General features: G+C 44.8%; 12 protein-coding genes. 1 reads left to right on the top strand and 11 read right to left on the bottom strand.

Annotation, left to right across the window (positions count from 1 at the left end; all coding sequences use genetic code 11):
- Nucleotides 1-30: 30 nt before the first annotated feature.
- The 11 genes from acpS to rpoE all read right to left on the bottom strand — a co-directional run bounded on the left by acpS (nt 31) and on the right by rpoE (nt 9,466).
- Nucleotides 31-411, bottom strand: a complete 381-nt coding sequence (gene acpS, locus OCV24_RS02460; RefSeq protein WP_017056569.1) for a holo-ACP synthase — start codon at nt 409-411, stop codon at nt 31-33.
- 95 nt (nt 412-506) lie between these two features.
- Nucleotides 507-1,244, bottom strand: coding sequence for a pyridoxine 5'-phosphate synthase (gene pdxJ / locus OCV24_RS02455; RefSeq protein ID WP_102508279.1), 738 nt, complete (start codon nt 1,242-1,244; stop codon nt 507-509).
- Nucleotides 1,241-1,969: a DNA repair protein RecO gene (gene recO / locus OCV24_RS02450; protein ID WP_077680882.1), complete on the bottom strand. Its 729-nt coding sequence runs from the start codon at nt 1,967-1,969 to the stop codon at nt 1,241-1,243. The genes pdxJ and recO overlap by 4 nt, the downstream gene beginning before the upstream one ends.
- 102 nt (nt 1,970-2,071) lie before the next feature.
- Nucleotides 2,072-3,043, bottom strand: coding sequence for a GTPase Era (era, locus tag OCV24_RS02445; protein ID WP_017056566.1), 972 nt, complete (start codon nt 3,041-3,043; stop codon nt 2,072-2,074).
- Nucleotides 3,036-3,713, bottom strand: a complete 678-nt coding sequence (gene rnc / locus OCV24_RS02440) for a ribonuclease III (RefSeq protein WP_017059043.1) — start codon at nt 3,711-3,713, stop codon at nt 3,036-3,038. Before rnc ends, era begins: the two co-directional genes overlap by 8 nt.
- A 26-nt stretch (nt 3,714-3,739) precedes the next feature.
- Nucleotides 3,740-4,636, bottom strand: coding sequence for a signal peptidase I (gene lepB, locus OCV24_RS02435; RefSeq protein ID WP_046223285.1), 897 nt, complete (start codon nt 4,634-4,636; stop codon nt 3,740-3,742).
- Between the two features lie 244 nt (nt 4,637-4,880).
- The gene (gene lepA / locus OCV24_RS02430; RefSeq protein ID WP_017056563.1) at nt 4,881-6,674 is read right to left on the bottom strand and encodes a translation elongation factor 4; all 1,794 of its coding nucleotides are present in this window, start codon (nt 6,672-6,674) and stop codon (nt 4,881-4,883) included.
- A gap of 137 nt (nt 6,675-6,811) precedes the next feature.
- Nucleotides 6,812-7,282 carry a SoxR reducing system RseC family protein gene (locus OCV24_RS02425; protein ID WP_017056562.1) on the bottom strand — a complete coding sequence of 157 codons (471 nt, stop codon included), beginning with the start codon at nt 7,280-7,282 and terminating at the stop codon, nt 6,812-6,814.
- Nucleotides 7,279-8,241 (bottom strand): sigma-E factor regulatory protein RseB, encoded by a 963-nt coding sequence (gene rseB, locus OCV24_RS02420; RefSeq protein ID WP_077680884.1) that lies wholly within the window; start codon nt 8,239-8,241, stop codon nt 7,279-7,281. The genes OCV24_RS02425 and rseB overlap by 4 nt, the downstream gene beginning before the upstream one ends.
- Nucleotides 8,238-8,861 carry an RseA family anti-sigma factor gene (locus tag OCV24_RS02415; RefSeq protein WP_077680885.1) on the bottom strand — a complete coding sequence of 208 codons (624 nt, stop codon included), beginning with the start codon at nt 8,859-8,861 and terminating at the stop codon, nt 8,238-8,240. The genes rseB and OCV24_RS02415 overlap by 4 nt, the downstream gene beginning before the upstream one ends.
- Nucleotides 8,862-8,887: 26 nt before the next feature.
- Nucleotides 8,888-9,466, bottom strand: coding sequence for an RNA polymerase sigma factor RpoE (gene rpoE, locus OCV24_RS02410; RefSeq protein ID WP_004739025.1), 579 nt, complete (start codon nt 9,464-9,466; stop codon nt 8,888-8,890).
- A 387-nt stretch (nt 9,467-9,853) separates the two neighbouring features.
- Here rpoE and nadB point away from each other — a divergent pair, with 387 nt between their 5' ends.
- Nucleotides 9,854-11,470, top strand: coding sequence for an L-aspartate oxidase (gene nadB, locus OCV24_RS02405; protein ID WP_017056559.1), 1,617 nt, complete (start codon nt 9,854-9,856; stop codon nt 11,468-11,470).
- Nucleotides 11,471-11,513: the final 43 nt, after the last annotated feature.

Below are 11,513 nucleotides of genomic sequence, written 5' to 3'. Positions count from 1 at the left end.
GGCACTAGATTTAGATTAGCGGCAACAGGTTTAGGATTCGAGTAATACCGTTGCCACAGCATAGTGGCGCTCATCCGAGATAGTGAGGTGGATCGACCTGGTTCCACTCGTATCGGCGATTTCACGAGCTTTCTTATGTAGGATCAATACTGGCTTACCATGTTCATCATTTGAAATCTCGAAGTCATGAAAGGTCACACCAAGGGCAATCCCCGTACCTAACGCTTTAGATGCCGCTTCTTTTGCGGCAAAACGCTTTGCAAGGTAGCGCCCTTTTTGCTTAATTTTCTGAAATACTTCAAATTCAGAACTCGTCAAAATACGCTGAGCAAAAGCGTCCCCACTTCGTGATAGTGCCTTCTCTATGCGTTCAATTTCTGCGATATCGGTACCTAATCCAACAACAGCCATTATTAACCTTTACTACTCAACTCGTTACTACTCAACATGCTACGACTCAATTTGTCGCTTATGGTTACCGCTTACCTAAGTTACCGCTTACCTAACTACTTGTTATTACGTGCTGTTTCCATAACAGATTTCATATCTGCAACGGCTCTGTTCAAGCCATCAAAGACAGCACGTCCCATGATCGAGTGGCCAATATTCAGCTCATAAATCTCAGGAAGCGCCGCAATAGGTGCTACGTTGTGGTAAGTCAGGCCATGACCCGCATTGACAGTGATACCAAGATCGTCAGCATAGCTTGCGCCAGCTGCAATCTTTTTCAGTTCATCTTGCTGATCTTCTTCTGTTTTCGCATCAGCGTAATGACCAGTATGAAGCTCAATGAACGGCGCACCACATACTTTAGCTGCATCGATTTGCTGACGATCCGCATCAATAAATAGCGACACCTTAATACCTGCAGCTGACAGTTTTTCCGTCGCCGCTTTGATCTTTTCAAGTTGGCCGACAACGTCTAAGCCACCTTCAGTGGTCAGCTCTTCACGTTTCTCAGGAACCAAGCAAACGAACTCAGGATTAGTATCGAGTGCAATTTGAACCATTTCGTCCGTCACAGCCATCTCTAAATTCATTCGCGTTTGAATAGTTTCAGCCAGAATACGCACATCACGATCAACGATATGGCGACGATCTTCACGTAAATGGATGGTAATGCCATCAGCGCCTGCACGTTCAGCAATCTCAGCTGCATGTACTGGATCTGGGTATTTAGTCCCACGTGCATTACGTAGTGTTGCAATATGATCGATATTAACGCCTAAAAGGATTGAGCTCATTTTCCAATACTCCGTGCTCTAGAGAGGGCTATTGTTGGCATAAATAGCTCTCTGCTTTTTAATGGTTTGCCGCCAAGATACGGCTTTAAGGCTATGCGTGTAAAGCGTTTTGCTGCTTTTAACTGTTCTTTAGTGATAAACCTACGCTCGCTGATTGCGATAAGTTCATCGCCCATAAATGTCAGATTATCTCGACGCACTGAAGCAATAAAACCTTTCTGTTCTCGGTATCGATAAGTCATGTTTGGCGCGACCAGTTCACCGCTACCAGCGCAATGCAAAAAGTCGACGCCATATCCCATCGCGGATAGTAGAGCCAACTCAAAACGACGCAATGCTGGCTCCGGATTTTCATTATGGGCCAGTTCTGTTAAAGCATGAAGATAGTCATGAAAAAGTGCAGGCATTGGTACTTCGGCCATCAACACTCGACCAATCAGCTCATTCACGTACATCGCTGAATACAAGTTTATCCCCGTAAGAGGAAGCCCTAAACTAATTGGCTCAGCTTGACGTAAGGTTTTCATTGAACTGTTGCCAGACCACTTTAGCAATAGCGGCGTAAAAGGTTGTAATGCACCTTTCAAATTGGAACGCTTGCTTCGAGCGCCTTTAGACATCAAGGTCACCCGACCGAACTCTTCGCTGAAGACGTCCAAAATCAGACTCGACTCACTGTATGGTCGACGGTGCAACACAAAGCATCGATGTAAACCTTCGCTCAATCACTTACCCTTCTTACAGATACAAAAAGAGAGAGTTCGCACTCTCTCTAGAAATTATATTAAGTTCAACTTTCGTGATATCAGAAAGTGACGTTCAATATATTATAGATCGTCGATGTAACCTAATGAACGAAGTGCACGCTCATCATCAGCCCAACCCGATTTAACCTTGACCCAAGTTTCTAAGTAAACCTTACGGCCAAATAGATCTTCCATATCAATACGCGCTTCACGACCAATCGTTTTGATCTTCTCGCCCGCTTTACCAATCACCATTTTCTTTTGACCCGTTCGTTCAACAAGAATCAGGGCGTTGATGTGGAAGCCATCGTTGTCTGGGTTGTAATCGAAGCGCTCTATTTCAACCGTTACTGAATAAGGTAGCTCTTCGCCTGTGAATCTCATCAGCTTTTCACGGATAATCTCAGACGCCATAAAGCGCTGCGAGCGATCCGTCACGTACTCTTCAGGGAAGTGATGGGTCGCTTTTGGTAAATGCTCACGTACATGCTTACGCAGTACATCAATGTTTTTACCTTGCTTCGCCGAGATTGGCACAACATCAACGAATTCCATCTTTTTAGAGACTTCCATCATATGCTGCATGACGTTAGTACGATCCTGAACGTTATCAACTTTGTTAATGCAAAGTACAACTGGGAAGTCAGTCTTCTTCAGTTTGTTCAGAACCATTTCATCGTCGTCAGTCCAGTGTGTTCCATCCACAAGGAAGAAGACTAGGTTCACATCACTCAAAGAACTGTTCGCCGCACGGTTCATCAAACGGTTGATTGCACGCTTTTCTTCAATATGAAGTCCAGGAGTATCAACAAAGATCGCTTGGTAATCACCCTCAGTTTCAACGCCCATAATACGGTGACGTGTCGTCTGTGGTTTACGTGATGTAATAGAAATCTTCTGCCCCAGAATATGGTTCAGAAGCGTCGATTTACCTACGTTTGGGCGACCGACAATAGCGATGAAGCCACAGTGCTGGTTTTCCGGTAGGCCCGTTTTTTTGCTATCAGATGAAAAAAATGCATCGATATCGAAATCTTGGTTGTTATCAGACATTGCTTAGTTGCTCTAATGCTGTTTCAGCAGCCGCTTGCTCTGCCTTGCGGCGGCTAGTGCCTTTACCGATAACAGGTTTATCCACACCTGCCACTTCACACTCAACCGTAAACTCTTGGTTGTGTGCTTCACCTTTAATATTAGTCACTGTGTAGACAGGTAGAGGATTTCTTCGACCTTGTAAAAACTCTTGAAGGCGAGTTTTTGGATCTTTTTGAGATACTCCAGGCTGAATAGCATCTAGGCGAGATTGGTACCAGCTTAAAATAATGCCGCGAACCGTCTCGGTATCACTATCTAAATAGACAGCGCCGATGATCGCTTCAACCGCATCCGCTAGAATAGAATCACGACGGAAACCGCCACTCTTCAACTCACCTGGACCTAATTTTAAGTAATCTCCTAGTTCGAATTCACGACCTAGTTCAGCCAATGTATGACCACGCACTAGTGTTGCACGCATACGGCTCATGTCACCTTCGTTTACCTTAGGAAAACGGTGGTAAAGATCATCAGCGATAACAAAACTTAAAATTGAATCGCCCAGAAACTCAAGACGTTCGTTATGTTTACCTGCGGCGCTGCGGTGAGTCAGCGCCAAGTGGATAAGATCGGCATCATTAAACTGATAGCCAATCTTTCTCTCTAGTTTATCAATTGGAGAATTCATGCTCTCTCGATGTGTTAATTGATCGATTAATGAATCCCACCGATGCGATTAAAACGCACACCAGTAGGAATCCATGTTGGAAGTACACTGTCTGAACCATGTTCAAATTCGAAGCTGATCCAAATAGCAACGGCTTTACCAACAAGGTTTGCTTCAGGGACAAAGCCCCAGTAACGGCTATCGGCACTGTTGTCACGGTTATCACCCATCACAAAGTACTGCCCCTCTGGAACAACCCACTCGTTAACACCATTGCGAGGCTGATATGCTTGCACACGATCACGGCGTAATGGGTTAACTAAAATTTGGTGCTCTACGTCTCCAAGCTGTTCATTCAGCTGAATTAGAGGCACACCATCTTGAACAAATTGGCTTTCTTCAACGTGACTTAGTTTCACTGGATCACAGCTACTTGTACCCTTCGCTTGAATGCAGATCTCTTTACGACTGCTGTAACGAATGGTGTCACCCGGCATACCAACAACACGCTTGATGTAGTCGATACTAGGCTGAGGTGGGTACTTAAATACGATTGAATCACCACGTTCTGGTTTGCCCGTTTCAACCAGTTGAGTACGCCATACCGGGTCTTTTAGACCGTACGCGTACTTCTCTACCAAGATAAAGTCACCCACCAAAAGAGTTGGCATCATCGAGCCAGACGGGATCTGAAACGGTTCATAAATAAATGAACGCAGAATCAAAACAAATGCAATGACCGGGAAAATGGAAACACTGTTCTCAACCCACCAAGGCTGAGCCGTAACTTTTGCGCTCGTTTCAGCGTCTAGGCCTGTCGATTGTGCTTCAACGGCAGCCAGTTTCTGCTGGCGCTTCTTTGCCCACAACCACTTTTCCAACGCCCATACAATGCCAGTCACTAGAGTTACGATCACTAAGATAAGTGAAAATGTATTAGCCATTGATATCCCTTAAATTTCATTTCTTTAAAAATAACGAAAGTGAAAGAGTATAACCCTTTCACTCTACTTAATATTTCTAATTTGTATCAATCATGCTGACTAAATGCTAGGAAGATTACGCAGGAAACATCGCTTAGTTCTAGGCGTAAAGTGCAGTGACTAGTGGACCTAATTGCAATCTTTGCAACAAAGAAATAAACGATTTAACCAGTAATGTTCAGCAGATAGTTAGTGCGATTGATACCTAGTCTTTTCCAACGTGAAGGATGGCAAGGAAAGCTTCTTGAGGCAGTTCAACGTTACCGATCTGCTTCATACGCTTCTTACCTTCTTTTTGTTTCTTAAGAAGTTTCTTCTTACGACTGATATCACCACCGTAACATTTTGCGATTACGTTCTTACGCAGTTGTTTCACTGTAGAACGAGCAATGATGTGGTTACCAATCGCAGCTTGAATCGCAATATCGAACATCTGACGAGGGATGAACTCTTTCATCTTCTCTACCAGTAGACGACCACGAGACTGAGCAATGTCTTTGTGCGTAATGATCGCTAGTGCATCAACCGTTTCACCATTCAACAATACATCTACACGTACCATGTTTGATGGCTCGTAGCGTTGGAAGTTGTAATCCAATGATGCGTAACCGCGAGACGTTGACTTCAGACGGTCGAAGAAGTCTAGAACCACTTCTGCCATAGGAAGATCGTACGTCACAGCAACTTGGTTGCCGTGGTAAACCATATCTACTTGTACGCCACGCTTCTCAACACACAGTGTGATTACGTTACCTAGGTAGTCCGAAGGTACCAAAATATTACAGCGTGCAATTGGTTCACGAATTTCTTCGAGGTCATTAACCGCTGGCAGTTTAGCCGGGCTATCAACGTACAGAACGGTTTTATCTGTTTTTACAACTTCATACACAACTGTTGGAGCAGTCGTGATTAGATCTAGGTCGTATTCACGTTCTAGACGCTCTTGGATGATCTCCATGTGAAGCATTCCTAAGAAGCCACAACGGAAACCAAAGCCAAGTGCTGCTGAACTTTCTGGTTCGTAGAACAGTGATGCATCATTCAGGCTTAGTTTGCCTAGTGCGTCACGGAAGTTTTCGTAGTCATCAGATGAAACAGGGAACAGGCCTGCGTATACCTGAGGCTTCACTTTTTGGAAACCAGGTAGACGTTCAGTACAGCCACCTTTAGCAAGCGTCAAGGTATCACCAACAGGCGCACCTAGAATGTCTTTAATGCCACAAACAACCCAACCTACCTCGCCAGTATTCAGCTCAGTGGTGTCGATTCGCTTAGGTGTGAAGATACCTAGACGGTCAACTCCCCAAACTTGGTCTGTCGACATGACTTTAATCTTGTCGTTCTTCTTCAGCTTACCGTTTTTGATACGTACCAAAGAAACTACGCCAAGGTAGTTATCGAACCAAGAGTCAATAATAAGGGCTTGTAGAGGCGCATCTGGATCACCTTCCGGTGGTGGAATAGCCGTTACGATGTTTTCTAGAACATCGTCAACACCTACCCCTGTTTTCGCAGAACAGCGAGTCGCTTCCATCGCATCGATGCCAACGATCTCTTCGATTTCTTCAGCAACACGTTCTGGTTCAGCTGCGGGTAGGTCAATCTTGTTCAAGATTGGCACCACTTCCAGCTCCATTTCGATTGCTGTGTAACAGTTTGCTAGAGTTTGTGCTTCAACACCTTGGCCAGCATCTACTACAAGTAGCGCGCCTTCACAAGCCGCTAGAGAGCGAGATACTTCATAAGAAAAGTCTACGTGTCCAGGGGTGTCGATAAAGTTAAGTTGGTAAGTTTCTCCATCTTTAGCTTTATAATCTAAAGTCACACTCTGCGCTTTAATTGTAATACCACGTTCGCGTTCTATATCCATAGAATCGAGGACTTGAGCTGCCATCTCACGTTCACTTAATCCTCCACAAACTTGGATTAAGCGGTCAGAAAGGGTCGACTTACCGTGGTCGATGTGGGCGATAATCGAAAAATTACGAATGTGCTTCATAGGCTTGGTATGACTAAACTCTTTGTATAGGGATAATAAGAAAGCCGCTATGCTTCCAACCTAATATTAGCATTGGTGGCGGCATTTCAATCAAGTTGGCAGATTCTACCCAATTTAAGGGCAAGACGCATCATAAATTAGACGAGAGACTCACCTAGAATTCGAATCAAGACGACTTCTTGCTTGGATTTGTCTTCCATTGGTTTGGCTAACCGCTTCGCCAAGGCAATACCAGCAGTGGTAAATAGTGCAGCACAGAGTATAACAACCCCTTCGCCCCCTTGGAGCAAGGGTTGTAACAAGAGCTGTCCAAGGCCAGCACCAATTATCAACATGAAAAGTGGGACGAGGTAAACAATAGCCGCCGACTGAAGCAGACTTTTTTCTGGGAAGCCTATCTCTACAATTTGTCCGGCTTTAACAAGGCTTTTGGTTTTAAACTGCCAAAACAAAGCTTTATTGCCAACGGCCTTGGTGACGATACCGGTTCCGCAGCTTTTTTGAGAAGAGCAACTACTGCAACTGGTTTGCTGTTCGCAGCTCAGTTGAACAAAATATTGCTTACCTTTTTGCTCGACTGAGCTAACGGTCGCCAACGCGGTCATCATTGCACTGGTACCGAGTTATTGAACGTGACTGATTGAGCGATACGCTTAGCCGTTGCAGGCGGAATATCGCCGACTACAGATACTTCCCTGTTGCCCATCACTAAACTATGTAAGGTTCTGCGCCCTTGACGTACCAATTGCCCTTTCAATGAGTGCTCATCTTTGTCGGCGATATACACCGAAAAACTAAACAACCCATCACTGAAAAGTTGACTCTCAACCATTTTTTCGGTCACCGCCATTTGATAACGGCTAAGCTCTTTTGACTTAAATCCTTCAGGAATCCAAGAAGCTTGCCAGTTAGTTTCACTCACTAAGCCTTCTGGTAATGACAAAACCTTCGGCAGTTTAACTTGATTCAAGCCACCCATTGCTTCTGCGATCTTATCATTCACCACGTAAGAGATAGTTCGGTACTGTTCTAGCACTTCGCCATCACGATCCAAAAGATCGGCACGCAAAGGAAGATGAGTTTTCTCGTCGACCCAAACTACGTAAGAATAACGAAGGCCATCTTTCGGCACCACGCGTAATACTTGTGTTGTGCTCCCCGCTTCACGAGATCGCCCAACTTTTACGAAGTCGTAGTACCGGTTAAGAGAATCGATATCTCTATTAATCATCGGAATGACAGGGGCAACCATACTGCCAGACAAAATAGTAAATGGCTCAGTCCCCGGCTCGACGTAGCTAACTTCATTGCCACGTCGAATGACTTCACGCACAGGGCCACTGAGATAAACAAGGTGTGCGAGCTGTTGATCGTCGTTAACTGCATGACGATAAAGCAGAGGCTCAATACTGCTCTTCTTTATCAATATATAAGAGAGTTCGTAATTTAGATGCTGACTGGCCTCATTCATTTGATGCAATAACGCCTTTGCAGAGAGTTCTTCTGCAAAGGCTGTTGGAGACATCAAGCTGAACAGTGTCAGTGCACTGACCAGGATTTTCTTCATTCAATATCCGATTCTAAATGTGCATCTTCCATTGATGATGCGTCACCGTTTAATCTTAACTGCAGTTCATAATCTTCCAGCAATGCATGAACGCGTTTACGTTGTTCTTGTAAATTAGCCTCAGATACAGGCTTAGAAACAGAGTCTCGCGTTAGGCTTACTGGTTCTGCAGAGCCCGCAAATGGAATCGTCTGTAATACAGGTAACTGCTCTGGTGCTGCTGGATCGCTACCACCATACTGCTGAACACCTAATACAACCGCTAATGAAACACACGCTGCCACGGCAACTTGTCCAAACTGTTGTAGCCATGCAGGAAGCTGACGTTTCGCTTGCTGAGGCTTTGGTTGCTCTTCGATTGGAGCAACCGTAGGTTCAACATTCACTTGGTGCAGGTTTGGCATTGCACTATGCGCAGGCTCGGCTTCAAGCGCCGCTGCCACACTGTCAGCAATGTTCCAATCTTTCGTTTCTGGCGCATCCCCACGCATCACGTCACCAATTAAATGGTAACTCTGCCAGGTATTCATGCTTTCTTGATCAGATTCAAGATCTACTATGAGAGCTTTATCGATCGTTTCACCATCCATGAGTGCCGAAAGCTTTTCTTTATCAGCCATTATTTTCACCATAATTATTACAAGTTCTAGCGTTGCAAAAGAGGTTTAATTTTCTTTTCCACCGCTTCACGAGCTCGGAAAATACGCGAACGTACGGTTCCTACAGGGCAATCCATTACTTCTGCAATCTCTTCGTAGCTCAAACCTTCGAGCTCACGCAGCGTCATTGCAGTTTTTAAGTCTTCTGGTAGCGCTTCAATCGCACCAAAAACAACTTGTTTCAACTCTTTTGACAGCGTTAAGTTCTCAGGGTTCGATATTTCTTTTAACGCGCTGCCTGTTTCGTAATATTCTGCATCTTCTGCATCTACATCCGTTGCTGGTGGCCTGCGGCCCTGGGCAACGATATGATTTTTAGCGGTGTTCACGGCAATTCGATACAGCCATGTATAGAAGGCACTCTCGCCACGAAAGTTAGGTATCGCGCGGTAGGCTTTAATAAAAGCTTCTTGTGCTACATCAGGTACATCACCGGAATTATTCACGTATCGAGAGATAAGATTACAGACTTTATTTTGATACTTAACCACTAATAAGTTAAACGCCTGCTTATCTCCACTCTGAACTCGCTCAATCAACACTTGATCGGTTAGCTGCTCGTTCATTCGAGCGGGTACTCCTATTGTTATAACCCTTACCTTCACAGATATGGGTACTAATTATGCGAAATGTAGTATTGACACCACCGTCTACAAGAGCACTATTGTGACTAAGCCAAATACTGAAAGTTCCAACTTTCTTAAAATTATTTGCCATTATTGTTTCACAATGTGATGTAATGAAAATAGCTATCCCTATCAATTTGGGAAAACTTGAGCAAAAGCAATGGTATTGAGCAATTAAATATTTCTAGATAGCTGTCTATATCTTGATTTTGCATAGCGTTTTAGGATGACTCAGAAGATTATAACAGTCTTACTGCAACTCCTAAAACAAGACAAAGTCAATTGAGTGTAGACAATTCGACTATAGCCCGGGATTTAATAAGTTTTATGAACGCAAACCGTGAACATCAGTGTGATGTATTAGTGGTAGGAAGTGGTGCGGCAGGCTTGTCATTAGCTTTACGCGTAGCAGAACATGCAAAAGTAATTGTATTAAGCAAAGGACCACGCAGCGAAGGATCGACGTATTACGCACAAGGTGGTATCGCCGCGGTGTTCGATGAGTCGGACAGTATTGAGTCTCATGTAGAGGATACTCAAATTGCTGGGGCCGGGTTATGCGAAGAAGATACCGTTCAATTCATTGCTGAAAATGCGAAAGAGTGTGTGCAATGGCTGATTGATGGTGGTGTTCCATTTGATAAAGATGAGAACAGCACGGAAGGTCAGCCAAAATATCACCTAACTCGTGAGGGTGGACATAGCCACCGCAGAATTCTACACGCTGCTGATGCCACCGGCATGGCGATGCAAACTTCGCTACAAGATAACGTCAACAACCACCCAAACATCGAAATCTTCGAGCGCCACAATGCGCTAGATTTGATCACTGAAGATAAGGTTGGTGGTTCGAAAGACAAGGTTATCGGTGCCTACATTTGGAACCGTAACCAAGAACACGTCGAAACCGTGCGCGCTAAATTTGTTGTGCTAGCAACAGGCGGCGCTTCAAAGGTTTACCAATATACCTCCAACCCAGATGTCTCTTCAGGTGATGGTATTGCTATCGCTTGGCGTGCGGGTTGCCGAGTAGCCAACCTTGAGTTCAACCAGTTCCACCCAACGTGCTTATTCCACCCAGAAGCGCGCAACTTCCTACTAACGGAAGCACTGCGTGGTGAAGGTGCCTACCTTCGTCGTCCAGATGGCTCCCGCTTCATGAAAGATTTCGATGAGCGCGGTGAATTGGCTCCGCGTGATGTAGTTGCTCGTGCAATTGACTTTGAAATGAAGCGCCTAGGTGCTGATTGCATGTATGTCGATATCAGTCACAAACCTGAAGAGTTCATCACCACGCACTTCCCAATGATCCACACGCGTTTGATGGATTTGGGTATCGACATGACCAAAGAGCCGATCCCTATCGTACCAGCTGCTCACTATACTTGTGGTGGTGTGATGGTAAATAAGCAAGGTCAAACCGACTTAACTAACCTATATGCGATTGGTGAAGTGAGCTACACCGGCCTACACGGTGCGAACCGTATGGCTTCTAACTCACTGCTTGAATGTGTGGTTTACGCATGGGCGGCAGCCAAAGACATCGTTGAAAACATCGACCAGTCTCAGCTTTGTGCTGAACTACCAGCATGGGATGAAAGCCAAGTCACCAATAGTGATGAAGAGGTTATCATTCAGCACAACTGGCACGAACTACGCCTATTCATGTGGGATTACATGGGGATTGTTCGAACCGATAAACGACTAGAACGTGCACTACGCCGTATCCAGATGTTGCAACAAGAAACTCATGAGTACTACAGCTACTTCAGGGTTTCGAATAACTTGTTAGAACTGCGTAACTTGCTACAGGTTGCAGAGTTAATGGTTCGTTGTGCAATGCAACGTAAAGAGAGCCGTGGCTTACACTACACGTTAGATTACCCTGAGCTTGCAAAAGACAGTGGCCCAACAATTCTTACACCAGAGAAAACCCAATCGTAAATATGAGTAACAGATAAATAAAAAGGAGCAAGTGCTCCTTTTT

The organism is Vibrio kanaloae (assembly GCF_024347535.1).
GTDB lineage: Bacteria > Pseudomonadota > Gammaproteobacteria > Enterobacterales > Vibrionaceae > Vibrio > Vibrio kanaloae.
The sequence above is the reverse complement of the archived record's forward strand: the minus strand, read 5'-3'. Positions and strand labels throughout refer to the sequence as shown.